18 protein-coding genes, 4 tRNA genes and 1 pseudogene are annotated in these 23588 nt (G+C 69.7%); 14 read left to right on the forward strand and 9 right to left on the reverse strand.

Going from position 1 to position 23588, the window contains the following annotated elements; all coding sequences use genetic code 11:
* Positions 1-88 precede the first annotated feature (88 nt).
* Together acnA and dxs are read left to right on the forward strand one after the other, a co-directional pair.
* Positions 89-2929, forward strand: coding sequence for an aconitate hydratase AcnA (gene acnA, locus FB047_RS02505; protein WP_136585635.1), 2841 nt, complete (start codon positions 89-91; stop codon positions 2927-2929).
* A gap of 176 nt (positions 2930-3105) precedes the next feature.
* Positions 3106-5055, forward strand: coding sequence for a 1-deoxy-D-xylulose-5-phosphate synthase (gene dxs, locus FB047_RS02510; RefSeq protein WP_136585636.1), 1950 nt, complete (start codon positions 3106-3108; stop codon positions 5053-5055).
* A gap of 213 nt (positions 5056-5268) precedes the next feature.
* On the opposite strand, the gene FB047_RS02515 is transcribed toward dxs, so the two are convergent.
* The 4 genes from FB047_RS02515 to FB047_RS02530 all read right to left on the reverse strand — a co-directional run bounded on the left by FB047_RS02515 (position 5269) and on the right by FB047_RS02530 (position 10478).
* Positions 5269-7422: a 3-hydroxyacyl-CoA dehydrogenase NAD-binding domain-containing protein gene (locus FB047_RS02515; protein WP_240752502.1), complete on the reverse strand. Its 2154-nt coding sequence runs from the start codon at positions 7420-7422 to the stop codon at positions 5269-5271.
* Positions 7419-8627 (reverse strand): thiolase family protein, encoded by a 1209-nt coding sequence (locus FB047_RS02520; protein WP_058625199.1) that lies wholly within the window; start codon positions 8625-8627, stop codon positions 7419-7421. Before FB047_RS02520 ends, FB047_RS02515 begins: the two co-directional genes overlap by 4 nt.
* Positions 8628-8698: 71 nt before the next feature.
* Entirely contained in the window at positions 8699-9895 is a 1197-nt protein-coding gene (locus FB047_RS02525) for a ribonuclease D (protein WP_136585637.1), read from the reverse strand.
* A complete protein-coding gene (locus FB047_RS02530; RefSeq protein WP_136585638.1) occupies positions 9888-10478 on the reverse strand; it encodes a DUF3000 domain-containing protein in 591 nt (196 codons plus the stop codon). Before FB047_RS02530 ends, FB047_RS02525 begins: the two co-directional genes overlap by 8 nt.
* 25 nt (positions 10479-10503) lie before the next feature.
* On the opposite strand from FB047_RS02530, the gene FB047_RS02535 reads away from it, so the two are divergent.
* The gene (locus tag FB047_RS02535; RefSeq protein WP_136585639.1) at positions 10504-11718 is read left to right on the forward strand and encodes an alpha/beta hydrolase family protein; all 1215 of its coding nucleotides are present in this window, start codon (positions 10504-10506) and stop codon (positions 11716-11718) included.
* Between the two features lie 67 nt (positions 11719-11785).
* Here the strand turns inward: FB047_RS02535 and FB047_RS02540 are convergent, their stop codons facing one another.
* Entirely contained in the window at positions 11786-12226 is a 441-nt protein-coding gene (locus tag FB047_RS02540) for a SufE family protein (protein WP_136585640.1), read from the reverse strand.
* Between the two features lie 34 nt (positions 12227-12260).
* On the reverse strand, positions 12261-13163 hold the full coding sequence (locus tag FB047_RS02545) for a sulfurtransferase (protein WP_136585641.1): 903 nt from the start codon (positions 13161-13163) through the stop codon (positions 12261-12263).
* A 119-nt stretch (positions 13164-13282) separates the two neighbouring features.
* On the opposite strand from FB047_RS02545, the gene zapE reads away from it, so the two are divergent.
* The 4 genes and pseudogenes from zapE (at position 13283) to FB047_RS02565 (ending at position 17421) form a co-directional block, all read left to right on the forward strand.
* Entirely contained in the window at positions 13283-14320 is a 1038-nt protein-coding gene (zapE, locus tag FB047_RS02550) for a cell division protein ZapE (RefSeq protein WP_136585642.1), read from the forward strand.
* A gap of 166 nt (positions 14321-14486) precedes the next feature.
* Entirely contained in the window at positions 14487-15761 is a 1275-nt protein-coding gene (locus FB047_RS02555) for an ammonium transporter (protein WP_136585643.1), read from the forward strand.
* 72 nt (positions 15762-15833) lie between these two features.
* Positions 15834-16393: pseudogene (locus FB047_RS17430) on the forward strand (type II toxin-antitoxin system PemK/MazF family toxin).
* Between the two features lie 80 nt (positions 16394-16473).
* Positions 16474-17421: a hypothetical protein gene (locus FB047_RS02565; RefSeq protein WP_167494124.1), complete on the forward strand. Its 948-nt coding sequence runs from the start codon at positions 16474-16476 to the stop codon at positions 17419-17421.
* Between the two features lie 54 nt (positions 17422-17475).
* Here FB047_RS02565 and FB047_RS02570 read toward each other — a convergent pair.
* Positions 17476-17548 (reverse strand) — tRNA-Val (locus FB047_RS02570).
* A gap of 151 nt (positions 17549-17699) precedes the next feature.
* Here FB047_RS02570 and FB047_RS02575 point away from each other — a divergent pair.
* From FB047_RS02575 to FB047_RS02585, 3 genes are all read left to right on the forward strand, one after another.
* Positions 17700-17772 (forward strand) — tRNA-Gly (locus FB047_RS02575).
* 68 nt (positions 17773-17840) lie between these two features.
* A tRNA-Cys gene (locus FB047_RS02580) sits at positions 17841-17911 on the forward strand.
* Between the two features lie 27 nt (positions 17912-17938).
* Positions 17939-18010, forward strand: a tRNA-Val gene (locus FB047_RS02585).
* 579 nt (positions 18011-18589) lie between these two features.
* Here FB047_RS02585 and FB047_RS16805 read toward each other — a convergent pair.
* Positions 18590-18772 carry a hypothetical protein gene (locus tag FB047_RS16805; protein WP_167494125.1) on the reverse strand — a complete coding sequence of 61 codons (183 nt, stop codon included), beginning with the start codon at positions 18770-18772 and terminating at the stop codon, positions 18590-18592.
* A 129-nt stretch (positions 18773-18901) separates the two neighbouring features.
* On the opposite strand from FB047_RS16805, the gene FB047_RS02590 reads away from it, so the two are divergent.
* The 3 genes from FB047_RS02590 (at position 18902) to FB047_RS02600 (ending at position 20326) form a co-directional block, all read left to right on the forward strand.
* Positions 18902-19315, forward strand: coding sequence for a PPOX class F420-dependent oxidoreductase (locus tag FB047_RS02590; RefSeq protein ID WP_136585645.1), 414 nt, complete (start codon positions 18902-18904; stop codon positions 19313-19315).
* A gap of 194 nt (positions 19316-19509) precedes the next feature.
* The gene (locus FB047_RS02595) at positions 19510-19893 is read left to right on the forward strand and encodes a DUF7882 family protein (protein ID WP_136585646.1); all 384 of its coding nucleotides are present in this window, start codon (positions 19510-19512) and stop codon (positions 19891-19893) included.
* Between the two features lie 7 nt (positions 19894-19900).
* Entirely contained in the window at positions 19901-20326 is a 426-nt protein-coding gene (locus tag FB047_RS02600) for a TIGR03618 family F420-dependent PPOX class oxidoreductase (protein ID WP_240752511.1), read from the forward strand.
* Between the two features lie 3 nt (positions 20327-20329).
* Here FB047_RS02600 and FB047_RS02605 read toward each other — a convergent pair whose 3' ends face one another.
* The gene (locus FB047_RS02605) at positions 20330-21481 is read right to left on the reverse strand and encodes an SLC13 family permease (RefSeq protein WP_136585647.1); all 1152 of its coding nucleotides are present in this window, start codon (positions 21479-21481) and stop codon (positions 20330-20332) included.
* Positions 21482-21563: 82 nt separating this feature from the next.
* On the opposite strand from FB047_RS02605, the gene thrS reads away from it, so the two are divergent.
* Positions 21564-23549: a threonine--tRNA ligase gene (gene thrS, locus FB047_RS02610; RefSeq protein ID WP_136585648.1), complete on the forward strand. Its 1986-nt coding sequence runs from the start codon at positions 21564-21566 to the stop codon at positions 23547-23549.
* Positions 23550-23588 lie beyond the last annotated feature (39 nt).

Below are 23588 nucleotides of genomic sequence, written 5' to 3' on the forward strand. Positions count from 1 at the left end.
CCGACCTTGCTGGAATCGGCCTCGCGGCGCGGGGAAGATGGGGAGATGCGGGCCCACGCCTGCGCATTCGCCGACGAAGGAGACGATCGTGTCCACGGTTGACAGCTTCGGTGCAAAGAGCACCCTGACGGTCGGCAGCACCGACTACGAGATCTTCCGCATCGACACGGTCGCCGGTCACGAGAAGCTCCCGTTCAGCCTCAAGGTGCTGCTCGAGAACCTGCTGCGTACGGAAGACGGCGCCAACGTCACCAAGGAGCAGATCGAGGCGCTCGGTTCGTGGGTGCCCACGGCCGACCCCGACACCGAGATCCAGTTCACGCCCGCCCGCGTGGTCATGCAGGACTTCACCGGAGTGCCCTGCATCGTCGACCTCGCCACCATGCGCGAGGCCGTGACGGCGCTCGGCGGCGACCCGAACAAGATCAACCCGCTCTCGCCCGCCGAGATGGTCATCGACCACTCGGTCATCGCCGACCTCTTCGGCAGCGAGAACGCCCTCGAGCGCAACGTCGAGATCGAGTACGAGCGCAACGGCGAGCGGTACCAGTTCCTGCGCTGGGGCCAGACGGCGTTCGACGACTTCAAGGTCGTCCCCCCGGGAACGGGCATCGTGCACCAGGTGAACATCGAGCACCTGGCCAAGGTCGTCTACGACCGCTCGGTCGACGGCGTTCTTCGCGCCTACCCCGACACCTGCGTCGGCACCGACTCGCACACCACGATGGTCAACGGCCTGGGCGTGCTCGGCTGGGGCGTCGGCGGCATCGAGGCCGAGGCGGCCATGCTCGGCCAGCCCGTGTCGATGCTCATCCCGCGCGTCGTGGGCTTCAAGCTCTCGGGCGAGATCCCCGCCGGCGTCACCGCGACCGACGTCGTGCTCACGATCACCGACATGCTGCGCCAGCACGGCGTGGTCGGCAAGTTCGTCGAGTTCTACGGCGAGGGCGTCGCCTCGGTGCCGCTCGCGAACCGCGCCACCATCGGCAACATGAGCCCCGAGTTCGGCTCCACCGCGGCGATGTTCCCCATCGACGACGTCACCCTCGACTACCTGCGCCTGACCGGCCGCGACGAGCAGACGGTCGCGCTGGTCGAGGCGTACGCCAAGGAGCAGAAGCTCTGGCACGACGCCGACCGCGAGCTGGTCTTCAGCGAGTACATGGAGCTCGACCTGTCGACGGTCGTCCCCTCGATCGCCGGCCCGAAGCGCCCGCAGGACCGCATCCTGCTGTCCGAGGCGAAGAACCAGTTCGAGAAGGACATCCTCAACTACGCCGGCGCGTCGGTCTCCGACTCGATCGTCGACCTCGAGGTCGACGGCACCTTCCCGGCATCCGACCCGGGCTCGGTTCCCGGTGAGGAGCACGAAGAGGTCACCGAGAGCGAGGTCCTGATCTCCTCGGGCCACCCCGCCAACGCGTCGAACCCGGTCAAGGTCACCACCCCCGACGGGCAGTCGTACCTGCTCGACAACGGCGCGGTCACCCTCGCCGCCATCACCTCGTGCACCAACACGTCGAACCCCTCGGTCATGATCGCGGCGGGCCTGCTCGCCAAGAACGCCGTCGACAAGGGCCTGAAGCGCAAGCCGTGGGTCAAGACGACGCTCGGCCCCGGCTCGAAGGTCGTCACCGACTACTACGAGAAGTCCGGCCTCGACAAGGCGCTCGAGGGCCTCGACTTCTACACGGTCGGCTACGGCTGCACGATCTGCATCGGCAACTCCGGCCCCCTCATCGAGGAGGTCTCCGAGGCGATCAACGAGAACGACCTCGCCGTCACGGCCGTCCTCTCCGGCAACCGCAACTTCGAGGGTCGCATCAGCCCCGACGTGAAGATGAACTACCTGGCCTCCCCGCCGCTGGTGGTCGCGTACGCCCTCGCCGGATCGATGAACTTCGACTTCGAGACCGACGCCCTCGGCAAGGACCAGAACGGCGACGACGTCTTCCTCAAGGACATCTGGCCGGCCCCCGACCAGGTGCAGACGATCATCGACGCGTCGATCTCGCGCGAGCAGTTCATCCAGCAGTACGCCACCGTCTTCGAGGGCGACGAGCGCTGGAAGAACCTCCCCACCCCGACCGGCCCGGTCTTCGAGTGGGATGCCGACTCCACCTACGTGCGCAAGGCTCCCTACTTCGACGGCATGACGATGCAGCCCGACGCGGTGCGCGACATCACCGGCGCGCGCGTCATGGCCACTCTCGGCGACTCGGTCACCACCGACCACATCAGCCCGGCCGGCAACATCAAGGCGGGCACGCCCGCCGCGCAGTACCTCACCGAGCACGGCGTCGCGCAGAAGGACTTCAACTCCTACGGTTCGCGCCGTGGAAACCACGAGGTCATGATCCGCGGCACCTTCGCGAACATCCGCCTGAAGAACGAGCTCACCGCGGCGGTCAACGACGGCACGGTCGTCGAGGGTGGTTACACCCGTGACTTCACCCAGGAGGGCGGCCCGCAGTCGTACATCTTCGACGCGAGCCAGAACTACCAGGCGCAGGGCACCCCGCTGGTGATCTTCGGCGGCAAGGAGTACGGCTCCGGCTCGTCGCGCGACTGGGCGGCCAAGGGCACGAACCTGCTCGGCGTGAAGGCCGTCATCACCGAGAGCTTCGAACGTATCCACCGCTCGAACCTCATCGGCATGGGCGTCGTCCCGCTGCAGTTCCCGGCCGGCGAGAGCTGGAAGTCGCTGGGCCTCGACGGCACCGAGATCGTCTCGATCGAGGGCCTCGAGCAGCTCAACGAGGGCGTGACCCCCAAGACGGTGAAGGTCACCGCCGAGCCGAGCGAGTTCTCGCCCGAGGGCAAGCAGACCATCGAGTTCGACGCCGTGGTCCGCATCGACACCCCCGGTGAGGCCGACTACTACCGCAACGGCGGCATCCTGCAGTACGTGCTGCGTTCGCTCGTCTGAGTGATCGTCATCCGGTGCCCCGGGAGCCTCGCGCTCCCGGGGCGCTTCGCGTTTCGGGCGGGGGAGCGAACACTACTCGGCCGCGGACGGCAAGCCGTTGCCGGGCCCTCCGCACCCCCGGAGACTAGAATCGACAGACGCGCAGACCTCTGCGCACACCGCACGAGAGGAGTCACATGGCTCTCCTACCCGGCATCCACGGACCCCGTGACCTCGACGCCCTGACTTCCGACGAGCTGCGTCAACTGGCCGCGGAGGTGCGGTCCTTCCTCGTCGAGAACGTGGCCCGCACCGGCGGCCACCTCGGACCGAACCTCGGCGTGGTCGAGCTCACGATCGCTCTCCACAAGGTCTTCGATTCACCCGCCGACCCCATCATCTTCGACACCGGGCACCAGTCCTACGTGCACAAGATCCTGACCGGCCGTCAGGACTTCGAGAAGCTCCGCTCGCGCGGGGGTCTCGCGGGCTACCCGCAGCGCTCCGAGAGCGAGCACGACGTCGTCGAGTCGTCGCACGCCTCCAGTTCGCTCAGCTGGGCCGACGGCGTCTCGCGGGCCTTCAGCCGCACCGGTCGCCGCGACCGCCACGTCGTCGCCGTCGTCGGCGACGGCGCTCTCACCGGTGGGATGACGTGGGAGGCGCTGAACAACATCAGCGACGACAACGACCGCAACCTCGTCATCGTGGTCAACGACAACGGCCGCTCCTACGCCCCCACGATCGGCGGCATGGCGCGCTACCTCAACCGCGTGCGCACGAATGAGGCGTACCGCACCCTGCACCGCGGCTCCGACACGCTCTTCCGCCGTCTCGGGCCCGCCGCCCGCGCGGTGTACCGCGGCGTCCGCGGCGGAACGCACGGCTTCCTGTCACGCTTCACGAACAACGAGGCGCTGTACAGCAACCTCGACATCAAATACCTCGGTCCCATCGACGGCCACGACTTCGAGTCGCTCATCGAGACGCTCGAGCTGGCCAAGTCGTACGGCGCGCCCGTCATCGTGCACGCCATCACCGACAAGGGCAGCGGATACGCGCCCGCGATGAGCGACGAAGCCGATCAGTTCCACGCCGTGGGCAAGATCGACCCGATCACCGGCGAGGCGCTCGGCTCGGGCGGCGGTCCGCAGTGGACCGACGTGTTCGCCGACGAACTGGTCGCGGTCGGTGCCGAACGCGACGACGTCATCGCCATGACCGCCGCGATGCTGCGTCCCACAGGTCTGCAGAAGTTCGCGGAGCGCTTCCCCGAGCGCGTGTACGACGTCGGGATCGCGGAGCAGCACGCGGTGGCATCCGCCGCCGGTCTCGCCTTCGGAGGCCTGCACCCGGTCGTCGCCATCTACGCCACGTTCATGAACCGCGCGTTCGATCAGGTCATGATGGACGTCGCCCTGCACAAGGCCGGGGTGACCTTCGTGCTCGACCGGGCCGGCGTCACCGGTCCCGACGGCCCGAGCCACCACGGCATCTGGGACCTCGCGATGCTGCAGCTGGTCCCCGGCATCCGCATCGCCGCTCCGCGCGACGCCGCGCGCCTGCGCGAGGTGTTCCGCGAGGCCACCGCCGTCGAGGACGCGCCGACCGTCGTGCGCTACCCCAAGGGCAAGGTCAACGACGACGTCGAGGCGATCGAGCGTCTGCACGACGGCGTCGACGTGCTGAGTCGCGGCTCGAGCGAAGACGTGCTCCTCGTGGGCATCGGACCGATGGTCCATCTCGCGCTGGAGGTCGCGGAGCGACTGAAGGCGCAGGGCATCGGTGCCACGGTGATCGATCCGCGCTGGGCCATTCCGGTGCAGCCGTCGATCGTCGACCTGGCCCGCGAGCACCGTCTCGTGATCACGATCGAGGACGGCATCCGCGTCGGCGGTGTCGGCACGCGCGTGCGCCAGGTTCTGCGCGAGGCCGGCGTCGACACGGCGGTCGACGAGCTCGGCATCCCCGACGAGTTCATCGATCACGCCACGCGCGAGCAGATCCTCGAGGATGCCGGACTCACGGCGTCCAAGATCGCCCACGACGTCGTGGCGCAGGTCCTCGGTACCCGCATCCCCATGGCCCGTCAGACTCCGACCGGCTCGATCCCGACGATCGAGGAGTGGGAGAAGTCCCGGCCGTAAGGGCGTGACGAAGGGGCCGGGATCGTGAGATCCCGGCCCCTTCCTCATGAGCCCCACCGCGCGAGAACAGGCGATGATTCCAGAACACGCCTCGCCCGCCGAGCCCCGTCCTGTCCCCGGACGATCTCCTGTCGCGGAGCGCTGCCCCTCACCTCGCACAGATGACGACGGCGCCGCCCCCTCGGGGACGGCGCCGTCGTTGTGTGCGGGGCCTCAGGCTCCGATGCCGCGGATGGGCGGGTGGTGGAACGTGTCGCCGAAGGCGCGCTGCGACGCCCCCTCGCGGTCGAGGTAGGGCGAGGCCCCACCGTCGATGAAGGGCCAGCCGGCGCCGAGGATGAGGCACAGGTCGATGTCCTGCACCTCGGGGACCACGCCCTCATCGAGCATGATCTTGATCTCCTGCGCGAGACCGTCCTGCACGCGGGCGAGGATCGTCTCGGGCGCGACCGGGGTCTTTCCGGTGACGAGCACCTTCTGCGCGGCCTTGGTCCAGCCGGTCACGCGACCGCCCTTGTCCTTCTCGACGACCTCCGGGAGGGCCGCGAGCTCGTGGAAGTTCTCCGACGAGAAGAACCGGTCGGGGAAGGCGTGCGCCATCGTGTCCTGCACGTGCGCCGCGACCTTCCAGCCGACCAGGTCGATCAGCTGGAACGGTCCCATCGGCAGTCCGAGGGGAGCGAACGCCTTCTCGACGACCGTGAGGGGCGTGCCCTCGTACACCGCGCGCGCCGCCTCGCCCATGACCTTCGCCAGCAGGCGGTTCACGACGAAGCCCGGGGCGTCGGCGGTGAGCACCGCGTTCTTGCCGAGACCCTTCGCGACCACGAACGCCGTCGAGAGCGCGGCGTCGGAGGTGGCATCCGTCTTGACGACCTCGATGAGCGGCATGACCGCGACGGGGTTGAAGAAGTGGAAGCCCACGAGCCGTTCGGGGTTCTTCAGCACCGAGCCGATCTCGGCGACCGAGAGCGACGAGGTGTTGGTGGCGAGGATCGCGTCGTCGGCGACGATCTTCTCGATCGCGCTGAAGACCTCCTGCTTGACGCCGACCTCTTCGAACACGGCCTCGATCACGAAGTCGCAGTCGGCGAACTCGTTGCGATCGGTCGTGCCGTGCACGAGCGCGCGGAGCTGGTTGGCGGTGTCGCCGTCGAGGCGGCCCTTGGCCTCGAGCTTGCCGATCTCTTCGCGAATGGATGCCACGCCCTTGTCGACCCGACCCTGGTCGAGGTCGGTGATGATCACGGGCACCCGGAGCTTGCGCACGAACAGCAGCGCGAACTGCGAGGCCATGAGGCCCGCGCCGATCACGCCGACCTTCGTGACCTTCTTCGCGAGCGCCTTGTCGGGAGCCCCGACGGGACGCTTCGCGCGCTTCTGCACGAGGTCGAAGGCGTACATGGATGCCGCGAACTGGTCGCCCGTGATCAGGTCGGCCAGCGCCTCGTCCTCGCGGGCGAAGCCCTCGGCCTTGGTGCCGCTCTTCGCCTTGTCGAGCAGATCGAGCGCGACGTAGGGGGAGCGGGGCACGGTGCCGATCTTCGACTCGAGCATGCCGCGCGCCATCTTGATCGCGATGGGCCACTTGGTCAGGCGCTCGAGCTTGCCGGGCTCGTTCTTGCGCTCGACCTTCACGCGGCCGGTGAGCACGCCATCGGCCCACCGCAGCGAGTCCTCGAGGTAGCTGGCCGCCGGGAAGATGGCATCCATGATCCCGAGGTCGAACGCCTGCTGCGGCTTGAGCATGCGGTTCTGCTTGAGCGGATTCGAGATGACGGCCTCGAGCGCGTTCTCGATGCCGATGAGGTTCGGCAGCAGGTAGGCGCCACCCCAGCCGGGGATGATGCCGAGGAACACCTCGGGCAGCGCGACGGCCGCCGCGGAGGCGTCGACCGTGCGGTACGTCGAGTTGAGCGCGATCTCGAGCCCGCCGCCGAGGGCGAGGCCGTTGACGAACGCGAACGAGGGCACGCCCAGCTCGGAGAGCGAGCCGATCACCTGGTGGCCGCGCTGCGCGATGAGGCGGGCGACGTCCTTGGAGGGCAGCTTCGCGACGTCGGACAGATCGGCGCCGGCGGCGAGGATGTACTGCTTGCCGGTGATCGCCACGGCGTGGATCTCTCCCGCCGCTGCGCGACGCTTGAGCGTCGCGAGGGTCTCGCCGAGCTCGGCGAGGGTCGCCGGGCCCAGCGTGTTGGGACGCGTGTGGTCGCGGCCGTTGTCGAGCGTGACCAGCGCGAGCACGTTGCCCGAGGGCAGACGCACGTCGCGGACGGGGGAGTGGGTGATCACCTCGTCGCCGGTGAGGGCGTCGAGGGGCGAGAAGTCGATGTCCGCGTAGGCGCGGGAGATGTCGTCGGTCACTTGCGCTTCTTCTTTCCGTCGAAGAACGGGTTCTCCCAGATGACCGAGCCCCCCTGGCCCAGGCCCACGCACATCGCGGTGAGGCCGTAGCGCACGTCGGGACGCTCGGCGAACTGGGCCGCGAGCTGGATCATGAGACGCACACCGGATGCCGCGAGCGGGTGGCCCAGGGCGATCGCCCCGCCCCACGGGTTGACGCGGGGGTCGTCGTCGGCGATGCCGAAGTGATCGAGCAGCGAGATGACCTGGATCGCGAACGCCTCGTTGAGCTCGAAGAGCCCGATGTCGTCGATCGTGAGTCCGGCCTTCTTCAGCGCCTTCTCGGTCGAGGGGATCGGACCGATGCCCATGATCTCGGGCTCGACGCCGGCGAAGGCGAACGACACCATGCGCATCTTGGGGGCGAGACCGAACTCCTTCACCGCGTCGGCACCGGCGAGGAGGCTGATGGTCGCCCCGTCGGTGAGCGGCGACGAGGTGCCCGCGGTCACGCGCCCGTGCGGCCGGAAGGGGGTCTTGAGGGTCGCGAGACCCTCGACCGTGGTCTCGGGGCGACGGCCCTCGTCCTCGGTCGCGAGTCCCCAGGCGCCCTCGGCGTCCTTGACGGCGACCGGGACCAGATCGGGCTGGATCTTGCCGGCCTCGTACGCGGCCTGCACCTTGTGCTGGCTCGCGGCGCCGAAGCGGTCGGCGCGCTCCTTCGTCAGGTGGGGGAACCGGTCGTGGATGCGCTCGGCGGTGACGCCCATGTTCAGCGCGCCCGGGTCGACGAGCTTCTCGGCCACGAAACGGGGGTTCGGATCGACGTTGCCGCCGATGGGGTGACGACCCATGTGCTCGACACCGCCCGCGAGGGCGAGGTCGTACATGCCGACGCCGATCGAGGCGCCCATCGTCGTCACGCTCGTCATGGCGCCGGCGCACATGCGCTCGATCGCCAGACCCGGCACCGTCATCGGCAGACCCGCGAGGATCGCCGCGGTGCGGCCCAGGGTCAGGCCCTGGTCACCCGTCTGCGACGTCGCGGCGATCGCCACGTCGTCGATCCGGTCCTTCGGCACGTCGCCGTTGCGCTCCATCAACCCGATGATCGCCTTGACGACCAGGTCGTCGGCGCGGGTGTTCCAGTACATGCCCTTCTCGCCGGCGCGCCCGAAGGGGGTGCGCATTCCGTCGACGAAGAAGACGTCCGTCATCTCGGCCACTCTGCCTCCATAGTTTGGGATCACCCCAGCCTAGGAAGCGGGATCGAGCACCGGGAATCGGTTGTCCGAACCTACGAAGTCGCCTCCCCGGCATCCGGATCGTCGTTGACGGAAGCTACAAAGCTATCGGCGATCACCTGTGCGGTCTGCTCAATCTGCCAGGGCCGCGCTCCGAGCTCCGCGAGGGCCGCTCCGATCGCCTCCGACGTCACCTCGGCCGGGGGAGCCCACGCGACACGGCGCAGCGTCTCGGGGGTGAGGAGGTTCTCGGTCGGCATCCGCAGCTCTTCCGCGCGTGCTTCGACAGCCGGTCGCGCCGCCTTCAGGCGACGGTCGGCCTCGGGATTGCGGTCCGCCCACGCGCGGGGCGGGGGGAGCGTGTCGCTGGGCACGCGATCGGCCGGCAGATCGGTCGACTCCCGCCCCTCGACGATCGCGTTCCACCAGCGGTCCAGCTGCGTCCGGGACGCGCGGCCGTTGAACTCCTTGACACCGGCCAGCGCCTGCTTGCTCGCGGGATCGGCGAGCACGGCGGCCACCAGCGCGCGATCGGGGACCAGCCGCCCGGGGGCCACATCCTGCTCGCGGGCGTAGTCCTCGCGGGCCTGCCACAGCGAGCGCGCGACCGCGAGGGAGCGGCGGCCCCGCACGGTGTGCAGTCCGCTCAACCGCCGCCAGGGGTCGTCGCGCGGGGGCTTGGGCTCGCGGTCGAGCACCGCCTGGAACTCCTGGCGGGCGAACTCGGTCTTGCCCTGCTCGTCGAGCTCGGCCACGAGCACGTCGCGCACGTCGACGAGGTGCTCGACGTCGAGACCGGCGTATTCGAGCCAGGATGCCGGGAGGGGGCGCGTCGACCAGTCCGCGGCCGAGTGCGCCTTGGCGAGGGTGATGCCGAGCGTCTGCTCGACGACGGCACCCAGCCCGACCCGCTCGTGCCCGAGGAGGCGCGAGCCCAGCTCGGTGTCGAAGATCACCGGCGGCTCGAGACCGCGCTCGCGCAGCGACGGCAGGTCCTGGCTGGCCGCGTGGAAGACCCACTCGGTCTCGCCGATCGCCTCCTGCAGGGGGGAGAAGTCCTCGATCGTCGTGGGGTCGAAGAGGAACACCCCGGCATCCCGACGGAACACCTGGATGAGATAGGCGCGCTGCGAATAACGGAAGCCCGAGGCCCGCTCGACGTCGACCGCGACCGGCCCCGTCCCGGCGGCCAGCGCCTCGCACGCGGCACGGAACCGCGCGGCATCCTCGATCACGATGTACTCAACCACGCGTGGGCCTCCGGGCTCCGAACACGGCAACGCCCTCCGACCCCGGGGGGAGGCCGGCGAGCATGCACACGAGCTCCGCCCACGCCTCGAGGTGCGGGCGGAAGGGACCGCGCGGCGACCATGACGCGCGAAGTTCGATCTGCGAACCCTCTCCCTGGGCGGCGAGGGCGCCGAAACCGGCGGAGAGGGTCTTCGTGGCGGTTCCCGACTCGGAATGCCGGTCGGCGCCGCGGGAGTCGAGCGCGTCGATCAACCACGACCAGGCGACCTCGGCCAGCAGCGGATCCACACCGATCTCGGGTTCCAGGGGGGCCTGCGCGAAGCAGACGATGCGCCACGCCCCGCCCCAGGGCTCGGGTTCCTCGGGGTCGTGCAGCAGGATGAAGCGGCCCGTTCCGAAGGGCGAATCGGTGGCGTGCTCCTCGGGACGCACATCACCGGCGAGGGCGAGCGAGAACGGAGCGAGACCGGCGGGCGAGGAGATCTCGCGGACCACCAGGTCGTCGCGGAACGTGGTGGCGCGGATCTCCTCGGCGGCACGCGCGAACGGTCCGGCGGCCTCCGCCGGGCGATGGTCACTCACGGCAGCAGACTAGAGTGAGGCCTCGATGAACGCTCCCAGGCGCGCCGCGGGTCACCCCGCATCGCGGCGCCGCATCACCGGTTTCCGCATCGCCCTCTCCACCCTGGGGGTCGCTTTCGCCGCCTCGGCGGGCGCGCTCGGCGCGGTCTCCCTGCGCGTGGCGCGAACGGTGGTGCGACCGGCCGGCCGACGGCCCGACACGCGCATCGTCCGCCTCGACGCGGCGGCGCAGACCATCACGCTCGCCCGGACGCCCGACACGGCCCTGCCCGGTCGGTACGGCTTGTTCACGGTCGGCTCCGTCGAGTACCTGCGCCTCGGTTCCATCGTGGGCGACGACGAGACGACCGTCACCCGCAAGCTACTCACGCACGTCGCCGCCGATGGCGACCTCGCCCCCGAGGCCGCCTTCAGCGGGTGGTACTTCGACCAGCCGGGTCAGCTGCACCTGCCCATGCGCGACGTCGACGTCGAGACCGGGGTGGGCGCCTGTCCCGCGTGGGAGTTCCCCGCCGCCGAGCCCACCGACGTGTGGGTCATCCAGGTGCACGGGCGCGGCACGACGCGCGCCGAGACCCTGCGCGCCGTTCCGGTGTTCCACGCCCTGGGCATCACGAGCCTCGTCGTGTCGTACCGCAACGACGGCGACGCACCGGCGAGCCCCTCGGGCACCTACGCCCTGGGAGCGACGGAGTGGCGCGACCTCGACGCCGCCATCGGCTACGCCCGTCGCCAGGGCGCGCGGCGCGTCATCGTCATGGGCTGGTCGATGGGCGGCGCGCTCGCGCTCCAGGCCGCCCTCGAATCCCCGCACGGCGACGTCATCGCCGGTCTCGTGCTCGACTCTCCCGTCGTGGACTGGCGCACGGTCCTGTCCTTCCAGGGGCGCGCGATGCGCCTGCCGGCACCGGTGATCGCCCTGGCGCAGCGCACCATCCGTTCGGGGTGGGGAGCGGCGATGCTGCGAACCGGTGAACCGATCCCGCTCGACCGCCTCGACGTGGTCTCGCGTGCGCGGAGCCTGCGGCATCCGGTGCTCATCCTGCACAGCGACGACGACGGCTTCGTCCCCTCCGACGCCTCGCACGCCCTCGCCGCGGCGCGCCCCGACCTCGTCACGATGGAGACGTTCACCATCGCCCGTCACACCAAGCTGTGGAACTACGACGAGACCCGCTGGTCGGAGGCCATCGCCCGTTGGGTCCGCGACCGGGGCCTCGCGCGCACCGGGAGCGAGTGACCCGGATGCCGCGCGCCCGGCCGGGCGCGGAGGCACGGGGCTCCGTACCCCGCCGGCGGCGGTGGGCTCAGGCGGCGCGCTTGGCGCGCACCTGGCGCTTCGCGCGCATGAGCATTCCGGTCATCCCCGCGATGCGCAGGGGACTGACCGCACGGGTGAGACCGATGCTCTGCGGGAAGTCGTCGGGGACGGCGAGCATCTCATCGGCACTCAACCCGGTGAGACCCTGCGCGAGGATGCTCGCGAACCCGCGGGTCGTGGGCGCCTCGGCGGGGGCCGTCGCGTGCATCGCGACGCGATCGTCGGCGTCGACCGTGACGATGATGTAGACCGGCGACTGGCACTCGGCCACCCGCTCGGCGAGCTCGGGGTGGTCGGCGTACTCCGCGGGGACCTCGGGGAGCTCCTGCGAGAACTCCAGCAGCAGCTGCAGCCGATCGGGTTCGTCGAGCTCGAGGAACTCGTCGCGGATCTCGGCGAGACGGGCGGGGAGGGCGTGTTCGGACATCCGTGTCATCCTCCCACGTCCCCCGCTCCCGGGCTCAGCGGCCCGGGACCTCGCCGGGCTCGGCACCGGAGACGATGGGCACGCGCACCGCGCTGCCCCACTCCGTCCACGAGCCGTCGTAGTTGCGGACGTCGTCGAAGCCGAGCAGGTGCTTGAGCACGAACCAGGTGTGGCTCGAACGCTCCCCGATGCGGCAGTACGCGACGATCTTGTCGCCGTCGGCCAGTCCCGCACCGTCGCGGTAGATGGCATCCAGTTCGGCGCGCGACTTGAAGCCGCCGTCCTCGGCCACGGCCTTGCCCCACGGGACGCTCTGCGCGCTCGGGATGTGTCCCGCGCGCAGCGCGCCCTCCTCCGGGTAGGCCGGGGCGGTCGTGCGCTCGCCCGAGTACTCCTCGGGGGAGCGCACGTCGATGAGGGGGTTGCCGAGGTGGGCGAGCACGTCGTCCTTGTACGCGCGCAGCACGGAGTCGTCGCGCTCGACGACGGGGTAGTCGGTGGCCTCGACGACGGTCTTGTCGGTCGTCAGCGGCCGCCCCTCGGCGATCCACTTGTCACGGCCGCCGTCGAGCAGACGGACGTCTTCGTGACCGAACAGCGAGAAGACCCACAGCGCGTACGCGGCCCACCAGTTGTTCTTGTCTCCGTAGATGACGACCGTGTCGTCGCGCGAGATGCCCTTCGCGCTCAACAGCTTCGCGAAGCCGGCGCCGTCGACGTAGTCGCGCACGACCGGGTCGTTGAGCTCGGTGTGCCAGTCGACCTTCACGGCACCCGGGATGTGCCCGGTCTCGTACAGCAGCACGTCTTCGTCGGATTCGACGACGACGAGACCCGGCGTTCCGAGGCGCTCCTGCAGCCACGCGCCCGTGACGAGGCGTCCGGGCTCGGAGTACTCGGCGAACTTGGGGGACGTGGTGTCGATCTCGACGGTCACGGAGAGCTCCTCGGTCTTGTCGGCTGATGCGGCGGCATAGGGTGGACACCGCACCATCGACCCTAGATCCGCGTCATGGGGCACGCACCCCTGACGTAAGACTCGGACACAGGACGGCCATGACCTCGATCCCCGCCACGACCGGCCTCATCCACCTCACCGATCGCGAGCCCGCGGTCTCGGGCGCCGAGATGGTCAGCGCGCTCGTGCCCCCGCCGCAGTTCGACGGGGCGACGTTCGAGTCGTACCGGGCGGATGCCGCCTACCCCTCGCAGCAGGAGGCCAAGGAGCTGCTCCAGGCGTTCGCCGGGAAGCAGTCGGCTCCGGCGAAGAAGGGCGGGTTCTTCCGCCGTGCCGAGAAGACCCCGCCGGTCAAGCCCGGGGTGTACCTCGACGGCGGGTTCGGCGTCGGCAAGACCCACCTGCTCGCCTCGATCTATCACGCGATGCCCGCCCGCCGGAAGTACTTCGGCTCGTTCATCGAGTACACCGCCCTCGTGGGCGTGCTCGGCTACGCGAAGGCCGTGGAACTGTTCCGCGGATCCGACCTGCTGTGCATCGACGAGTTCGAGCTCGACGACCCGGGCGACACGATGGTCATGACGCGCCTGCTCGGCGAGCTCGTGGCATCCGGAACCCGACTGGCCGCGACCTCGAACACGCCGCCGAACGCCCTGGGCGAAGGCCGGTTCGCCGCCCAGGACTTCCTGCGCGAGATCCAGTCGATGGCCGACAGCTTCCGCACGATCCGCATCGACGGCACCGATTTCCGCCAGCGCGCCATCGACGGCGAGGCGAAGGTTCTCTCCGACGACGACTACCGGACCGCGATCGACACCGCGGCCTCGGGAGCGGTGGCATCCGACGACTCCTTCACCGGTCTCGTCGGACACCTGGCCCGCGTGCACCCCTCGCGTTTCATCCGTCTGATCGACGGGGTCGACGTGATCGGGCTGCGCGACGTGCAGGTGCTGCACGATCAGTCGGCGGCGCTGCGCCTGGTCGCGTTCGTCGACCGCGCGTATGACGCGCAGATCCCGATCCGCGCCACCGGGGTGCCGCTGAACACCGTCTTCAGCGACGAGATGCTCGCCGGCGGATACCGCAAGAAGTACCTGCGCGCGGTGTCGCGCCTGGTCGCCCTCACGCACTCCTGAGGCCTTCTCATCAGCGGCTCCCATCCGCGCGAAACGCGATGTTTACCGGGGGGCTCGGGCTGTAACGTTCGCGAAACACGAGGCGAACGCCGACGGTAACCGGCACTGGGAACACTGAGGGGACCCGACGCTACACCTGCGTCCCTGCAGAGAGGTTTCCTCCGAGATGGATCAAGGCAACACCGCATTCATCCTGATAGCAGCGGCACTCGTGCTGCTCATGACGCCAGGACTCGCGTTCTTCTACGGCGGCCTCGTCAAGGCCAAGAGCGTCATCAGCATGATGATGATGAGCTTCGGCGCGATGGGCCTGATGGGCGTCCTCTGGGTGCTCTACGGCTACTCGATCGCGTTCCCCACCACCGAGGCGGGCACCACCCAGTTCGCCTGGGCCATCGACCCGTCGAACTTCAGCCTCGCCGGTGTGCTCGAGACGCCCGAGGGCGCCGCGTACCCGCCGCTGGCCTTCGTCGCATTCCAGGCCACGTTCGCCATCATCACCGTCGCCCTGGTCTCGGGCGCCATCGCCGACCGCGCCAAGTTCGGCGCGTGGATGATCTTCGCGGGCATCTGGGCCACGGTCGTCTACTTCCCGGTCGCCAGCTGGGTCTTCAACTTCGGCCTCGCCGATGACGGCTCGTTCTCTTACGGCGGCTGGATCACGCACGGTATGCAGGACATCTTCGGCGTCGGCGCGATCGACTTCGCCGGTGGAACCGCGGTGCACATCAACGCCGGTGCGGCGGCCCTCGCCCTCGCCCTGGTGCTCGGCAAGCGCGTCGGCTTCCAGAAGGGCGCCCACGTCCCCCACAACCCGCCGTTCGTGCTCCTCGGCGCGGGCCTGCTGTGGTTCGGCTGGTTCGGCTTCAACGCGGGCTCGGAGCTCGCCGCCGACGGCACCGCCGCGCTGGCCTTCGTCAACACCATCGCCGCTCCCGCCGCCGCGCTGCTCGCCTGGCTGATCGTCGAGAAGATCAAGGACGGCAAGCCCACCTCGGTCGGCGCCGCCTCCGGTGCCGTCGCGGGTCTGGTCGCGATCACCCCCGCCTGCGCCGCCCTGACGCCGTTCTGGGCGATCGTGCTCGGCCTGCTCGCCGGCGCCGTCTGCGCCCTGGCGATCGAGCTCAAGTTCAAGCTCGGCTTCGACGACTCGCTCGACGTGGTCGGCATCCACCTCGTCGGCGGTCTGCTCGGAACCCTGTACCTGGGCATCTTCGCCAACACGACCGGCCTGATCTACAGCGGCTCGTTCAACCAGCTGATCGTCCAGGCGATCGCCGCCCTCGCGGTGCTGGCCTACTCGTTCGTGCTCGCCTTCATCATCGGTTTCGCGATCGAGAAGACGATCGGCTTCCGCGTGAAGAACGAGGACGAGATCGCCGGCATCGACACCGTCGTGCACGGCGAGGAGGGCTACGTCCTCTCGGACGTGCGCGGCTGAGTCCGCCTCACCCCGAACGGGGCGTCACCGATTTGTCGCTGGCGCCCCGTTCCGCGTGTCTAGGGTGGGCCCATGGGAACGACCTCTCGCGTGCTCTCGGCGCTGCTCGGCCTCTTCCGGTCCGGATCGGCCCCGACCGCCCCCCCCGCTCCACCCCTCCCGCCACGGCCCCCACGCGGCGTCCTGCGGCCCCCTCGCGGCCCGCGACGCCCTCGGCCCCACCGGCGGGCACCGAGACCGTCGAGATCGCGCCTCCGCGCCGCCTGACGCTCACGTACGCGCCCGAGCGCGACGGCGCTCCCGACGGGGGAGAGATCGTCTGGACCTGGGTGCCCTACGAGGAGCGCGACGGCCGTGGGAAGGACCGTCCCGTGCTCATCCTCGGTCGAGCGGATGCCACCCGCTCCTACGCCGTGCGACTGACCAGCAAGCCCCACGACGGCGACCGGCAGTACCTGTCGCTCGGCACGGGGGAGTGGGACCCGCAGCGGCGTCCGTCGTGGGTCGACGTCGAGCAGGTCTACCTCGTGCACGACGCCGGCATGCGGCGCGAGGCGGCCGCCCTCGACCGAGCGCGCTTCGACACCGTCGCCGCGGCTCTGCACGCGCGTTACGGCTGGAGCCGAGGCTGACCGGCGTCCTGCTCGACGGGCCGCGGGGGCGCCGGCTCTGTCTCGAGTACGCCTGTCGGGATCCTCGCGTCGCCCCGCTCGTGAACTCTTACGCGTTCCATCATCACGACGGCGGGTCCCGAGTCCTCGCCGTCACCCGAGGGGAACCCGCACCGATCCGCGACCCCGACGTGGGCGAGGTGGCGGCTGCGCTGGCCTCGGTCTCCGGAGCAGCCGTCGACGACGTCGCCCTCGCCGCCGCCCTTCGCGCGACGGTCGACGCCGCGTGGTACTGGCAGGAGCCGGACACGATCGACCGGCTCTGCGCCGATCCGCAAGTCGCCGATGCACTGCGTCCGCTCGCGGGCGACCTGCTCGCGGCCCGCGGAGAGTCGTGGACTCTGCCGGGCGTGACCGAGCAATGGGCCGTGCAGTGGCGGCTGCGCGAGGCTGCCGGCGCCCTCACCGCGGAAGCGACCGCCACGCTCGAGAAGTGGGACGACGAGCTCCGCGCCGGAGAGGAACATGCTCGGCTGCACGGGCCGGCGGACCCGACCGCGCGCGTGTCGGGGGAATGGTGGTCGGTGCCCGTTCGGCTCCTGTCGACGCGGGGGAGCAGAGACGCCGCGCTCGATCTCATCGAGGACGCGTTCGGCGACGAGGTCGCGACGCTCATCCCGGTCACGGGGTCGGGGCGCACGCTCGAAGTGACCGGGGCCGTCGACTGGGCCGAGCTGTGCCGTCGATACCCGGTCGAGGTGACCGCATCCCGCCGGCACGACTGGCACCGGACGACGGGACGCGACGGGCGCTGGCTCGTGCCGGATTGGAGGCGCATCGCACGGGAGTGGGACGCCGTGCATCTGACCACGCTCGGATACCTCGACGGGGCGACGCGCACGATCACCGTCGACGACGAGTACGCGAGCGTGATCGCCGGGTGGGAGCCCGACTCGACGATCTGGCTGAACGACACGGTCACCGAGACCGGCCCGCGTCAGGAGTGGCGACGAGAACATCCGAGCGCGGCGTGGACGCGGGCGGGGTGAGCCGGACTCGCCCGTGAACGACGAAGGCCCCCGGAGAACCGGGGGCCTTATCGGTGGGCGATACCAGACTCGAACTGATGACCTCTTCCGTGTGAAGGAAGCGCGCTACCAACTGCGCCAATCGCCCGCATCCCGAACGGGACTCATCGATCGTACCGGATGCGGAGAGGTGCTTCGAACCACAGGCGAAGACACGCGCGGGGCGCACCTCGTTTTGCGCCCGCGCTCAGATCGGGTAATGTCTTACGAGTGCTCGGGGCAAGCCCCGGGAACGAAATGCGGATGTAGCGCAGTTGGTAGCGCACAACCTTGCCAAGGTTGGGGTCGCGAGTTCGAGTCTCGTCATCCGCTCGAGTGGAGGGAACTGTCGTCAGTATCACTGACGGGCAGATCACGACACGTGGGTCGAACCACATCACGGTGGCGTGGCCGAGCGGCTAGGCACCGGCCTGCAAAGCCGTTTACACGGGTTCGAATCCCGTCGCCACCTCGCCTCACAATAGAACAGCCTGTATAGGCGCGATTGGCGCAGCGGTAGCGCGCTTCCCTGACACGGAAGAGGTCACTGGTTCGATCCCAGTATCGCGCACCGAATGAAACCCCCGGCTTGCCGGGGGTTTTTTCGTTGTCAGCACCGGACGCGAGCTGCCCGGCCGAGCCGACCGCGATGCGACACAGGCCCGGGAACGACCTCGCCGCACGTGATCGCTTCGACCCTGCGGCATCCGTTGAGCGGGTCGAAGCGAGGAACGCTCGCGCGTCGAGCGCGTCGAGCGCGCCAGGGCGAAGGGGCGCTAGGGGAGGGCTCGAACGGCCGCGCGCGATACTCCGGCGAGAAGGGGCCGCCGCCGGCCTCGTCCGCCGCGGAACGCGTCACCGCGCGGCGCGGATGGGTCTCGCCCGCGGGGTCCGAACAGCCGGGCGGAAGCGTCCGCCGCGCGGGGGCTCGATCCCGTCAGCGTCCCCGGCGGACCGGGGGAGTGGTCGTCCCCGCCGCCAGTAAGGGGGGCTGCGGAGTGCCTGGCGGCGGGGACGAGACGACGCTAACCCATGTCCACCGAAAGGGGGACACCGATTTCGCTGTCTTGTGCCACCGTTGCGGCTTTCTTGCGCCCGCCTTGAGGTTCGGCATAGGCGCCGCACAGGCCCCGACCCGCCGTCGGTCCCGTCAGATGACGGCGATGCTCTGCAGGTACTGCGCCACCCGCTCGTGATCCACGCTGTCCAGAGCCTTCCCGTCCGCCCGGCGAGCCGAGGCGAGAGTCGTCAGCGACTCGTTCGTCAGCCCGAACCGGTACGTCTCCAGCGACACGATCACAGGCCCCACCTGCGGTACGTCATAGCTCCCCATGGCGGAGAGCGTATTGGCGCCCCACGTGAGTATGGAAGCGCTCCCACGTCATTCTGCGCGAAGCGGCCCGGCATCCGGGATCGAGCGCAAGCCCGCGACCCCGGAGCGCCTCGCGGATACCGTGGGAGCATGACGGTTCCCGACACCCACTGGCGCGAGATCGCCTCGTCGCCCTTCGTCTCCTTCGGCACCTACCGCAAGAACGGAGCCCTCGTCGCCGTGCCGGTGTGGATCGCGCGCGACGGAGACGAGCTCGTCGTCACGAGCGAGCGGACCACGGGCAAGGTCAAACGACTGCGCAACGACTCCCGCGTCGTGCTGCGCCCGTGCAGCAGGATGGGTGCGGTCGAGCCGGACGCCATCACCGTCGAGGCGAACGGGCGCATCGCCGGCCCCGCCACCGACGACGCACGGGCCGACACGGCGCTTCGCCGCAAGTACGGGCTGCAGTACCGCGCGATCCTGGGCTTCGAGGCTCTCGTCCGCCGCATCCAGCGCAAACCGGGCGATCGCGTCATCCTGCGGATCTCGCGCACCGACTGACACGTCGTCCGCGGTCCCTGGCCGCGTTGCGCCATGCGCTACCCGCCGAACGATGCCGAGGCAAGGGGGTTTGCGTGCGCGCAGTCGGCGGGGGACAGTGCTCACGGAGACGGCGTTGCGCCTCCGGTCGATCGCGTTGCCTTTCTCGCCTGGAGATGCGCGCCACCGGAAGGCGGATCGCCTCGGGGGTCATCATGGGCAAATTCATCTACGACGGCGACATCAAAGTCGACTTCGAGGACCGGCTCCTCGCGCACCTCCAGGCGGTGATCATGGCGAAGGTCCGGCGCGGCGAGTCCTTCCCCTTCACCTGGAAGGACGACATCAGCACGGGGGGAGGACGCACCACCGTGTACATCCACCCCAACGTCTCGCTCGTGTTCAAGTACCACGGCAGCCGCACCCCGCAGCTGAGCCCCGCCTGGCTGCACGCGCTCACGTACAACGCCAACTCCGGGCGCGGGCTCTACGTCATCCCCGAGCCCGACGACTTCCCGCCGCGCGAGAGCGCTCAACGACCCGAGATGGTCTTCCGCGAGGTTCCGAACGAGCAGTATCGGGCCCCGGCACAGACCTGAGGCGGGAATGCCGCGCGACCTCGCGCTCGTTCCCTCCCGTATGACCGCCTGGAACGACGCCAAGCCCTTCTTCGAGACGAACGCCGTCGCGCACCTGTCCACGCTGATGCCGGACGGCTCACCGCACGGCATCCCGTTGTGGGTGGGCGTCGACGGGGATCGCCTCATGATCTTCACCGAGGTCGACACCCTGAAAGACCGCAACATCCGCCGCGACCCCCGGGTCGCCGTCTCCGTGACCGGCGCCGACAACCCGTACGCGATGGCGTTCGTCCGCGGAGAGGCGGTCGAGCGCGTCGACGGCGACGCCGCGCTGCCGTTCGTCGACCGCATCTCGACGCTCTACACGGGCGAGCCCTACGGACTGCGCGAAGGGCTGGCGGTCTGGTTCATCGAGCCGCGCAAGGCGTGGTCGCGGACGTACGAGGACTGACGCTCAGAGAACGAGCGGAAGGACGCCCAGCAGCAGGATCAGCGGGGCGATCACGGCGCCCAGCGCGATGAAGCGGCTCCAGCGCACTTCGATGCCGGCTGCCACGAGACGATCGTGCCACAGCAGCGTCGCGAGAGACGCCCAGGGGGTGACGATCGGGCCCGCGTTGACGCCGATGAGCAGCGCGGCGAGGCGCTCGGGCGAACCCGCGACCGACTCGAGGGCGAGGTAGGCGGGGAGGTTGTTGATCCCGTTCGCGACCAGCGCGCCGACCCCCGCGAGCTGCCACAGCGATCCGAGGTCGTCGCCCGTCCCCGCGAGCACCGACATGACCCTCCCGCTGCCGAGGGCCTCGAGAGCGCCGACGGCGAGGAAGAGTCCGCCCGCGAACACCAGCAGCGACCACGGCACCAGACGGATGCCGAGTGCCTTCGGCGCGCGCAGGGCGAACGCCGCGATGAGTAGCACGGCGGCCGCGACGGCCGGCATCCAGGGCTCCAGCCCCACCACGAGCAGAGGGAGCAGGGCCAGGGTCACCACGCCGGCCACCCGCAGCAGGATCGGATCGGACACGGCCGGGGGCGCGGCATCCGGGTACGTCTTCGGCAGACGCCGCAGGAAGACCACAGTGAGCACGATCACCGAGACCGCGATCGCGATGAGCGCCGACGGCCCGAGCAGCACGAGGAACGCGACGGGGTCGTGACCACCGCCGAGGGCCTCGGATGCCAACAGGTTGGTGAGGTTCGACACCGGCAGCACCAGCGAGGCGGTGTTCGCCAGCACCACCGTCACGAAGGCGAACGGCAGCGGGTCCATCTTGCGCGCCACCGCCATCGCGACCACGACGGGCGTGAGCAGCACCGCGGTGGTGTCGAGGGAGAGGAAGGCGGTCGCCACCGTCGCCAGCAGCACGACGAGGGCCCAGAGCAGCGCCGTGCGCCCGCGGGCGATCCGCGCGAGGCGCGCCGCCACGACGTCGAACAGGCCCGCCTTCGACGCCAACTCCGCCACGATCGTGACGGCGACGACGAACAGCAGGATGGGCCAGACACGCTCGGCGACGGCGAGGGCGTCGTCGGCGGGGAAGGCGCCGGTGAGCAGCGCGACGATCCCGAGGATCCACAGCACGCCGCCGATGATGGCCAGAGTCACCGCTCCACTATGGGGCACGCACCGTGCCGTCGAGGCCACGACCGCCCGGTAGCCTGGAAGCGACCCCTTCAGGAGATGTTCTGTGACTGATTTCCCCGCCGATGGCTTCGCCCTCTTCCCCGACCGTTCGGTCGTCGCCCTGCGCGTCAATGGGGAGCTGAAAGACCTGGCCACGACCGTGACGGCCGACGACCAGGTCGAGCCGGTCACCGTCGACAGCGCGGACGGACTGTCGATCCTGCGCCACTCGACGGCGCACGTGCTCGCGCAGGCCGTTCAGCGTGTCAAGCCCCAGGCCAACCTGGGGATCGGCCCGCCCGTCACCGACGGCTTCTACTACGACTTCCAGGTCGACGAGCCCTTCACCCCCGATGACCTGAAGGTCATCAAGAAGGAGATGGAGCGCATCGTCCGCGAGAACCAGCGGTTCGTGCGCCGCGTCGTCACCGACGACGAGGCCCGCGCCGAGCTCGCCGACGAACCGTTCAAGCTCGAGCTCATCGGCCTGAAGGGCGGATCCGCCGAGGCCGCGGAGGGCGCCTCGGTCGAGGTCGGCGCGGGCGAGCTGACGATCTACGACAACGTCACGCGCGACGGAGAGACCGCGTGGAAGGACCTCTGCCGCGGACCCCACGTGCCCGGTACGCGCCTCATCGGCAACGGCTGGGACCTCACCCGCATCGCGGGTGCCTACTGGCGCGGCAGCGAGAAGAACCCGCAGCTGCAGCGCATCTACGGCACCGCGTGGCCCACCAAAGACGAGCTGCGCGCCTACCAGCACCGCCTCGAAGAGGCCGCGAAGCGCGACCATCGCAAGCTCGGCAAAGAGCTCGACCTCTTCTCGTTCCCCGACGAAATCGGTCCCGGACTCTCGGTGTTCCACCCCAAGGGCGGCATCATCCGCTACGAGATCGAGCGCTACATGCGCGAGCGCCTGCTCGCGAGCGGCTACGAGGTCGTCAACACGCCGCACATCACCAAGGGCGATCTGTTCATGACCAGCGGCCACCTGCAGTGGTACGCCGACGGCATGTACCCCCCGATGGTGCTCGACGAGGTCGTGGATGCCGACGGCCACGTGTCGCGGGAGGGCCAGGAGTACTACCTGAAGCCCATGAACTGCCCGTTCCACAACCTGATCTTCCGCTCGCGCGGACGCAGCTACCGCGAGCTGCCGCTGCGCCTCAGCGAGTTCGGGTCGGTCTACCGCTACGAGAAGAGCGGCACCCTCGCCGGTCTCACGCGCGTGCGCGGCATGACCCAGGACGACACCCACATCTACGTCACGGCCGACCAGGTCAAGGGCGAGCTGACCCACAGCCTCGACTTCGTGCTGCAGACGCTGCGCGACTACGGTCTGAACGACTTCTACCTGGAGCTGTCGACCAAGGAGGAGGGCAACCCGAAGTTCATCGGCGACGACGCCCTCTGGACCGAAGCGACCGAGACGCTGCGCGAGGTCGCCGAGGCCTCCGGCCTCGAGCTCGTGCCCGACCCGGGCGGAGCGGCCTTCTACGGTCCGAAGATCTCGGTGCAGGCACGCGACGCGATCGGGCGCACGTGGCAGATGTCGACCATCCAGCTCGACTTCAACCAGCCCGAGCGCTTCGAACTCGAGTACACCGGTCCCGACGGGGAGAAGCACCGTCCGGTCATGATCCACCGCGCCCTCTTCGGGTCGGTCGAGCGGTTCTTCGCGATCCTGCTCGAGCACTACGCCGGCGCGTTCCCGGTCTGGCTCGCGCCCACGCAGGTCGTGGCCGTGCCCGTCGCCGCGGAGTACGGCGACTACCTGCAGGGCATCGTCACCGATCTGAAGACCAAGGGCGTTCGCGCCGAGGCCGACCACAGCGACGACCGCATGCAGAAGAAGATCCGCACGCACACCACGCAGAAGGTGCCGCTGATGCTGATCGCGGGCGAGCAGGACCGGTCGAACGGGACGGTCTCGTTCCGTTTCCGCGACGGCACCCAGCTCAACGGCATCCCCGTCGACGAGGCCGTGGCGCGCATCACCGGCGCGATCGCGGCTCGCACCCTTGTGAACACCGCGGAGGACCTGGCGTGACCGGCGATCCGGATGCCGCCGCGGCGGGCCCGTCGCCGG

The organism is Microbacterium hydrothermale, from assembly GCF_004854025.1.
GTDB classification, from domain to species: domain Bacteria; phylum Actinomycetota; class Actinomycetes; order Actinomycetales; family Microbacteriaceae; genus Microbacterium; species Microbacterium hydrothermale.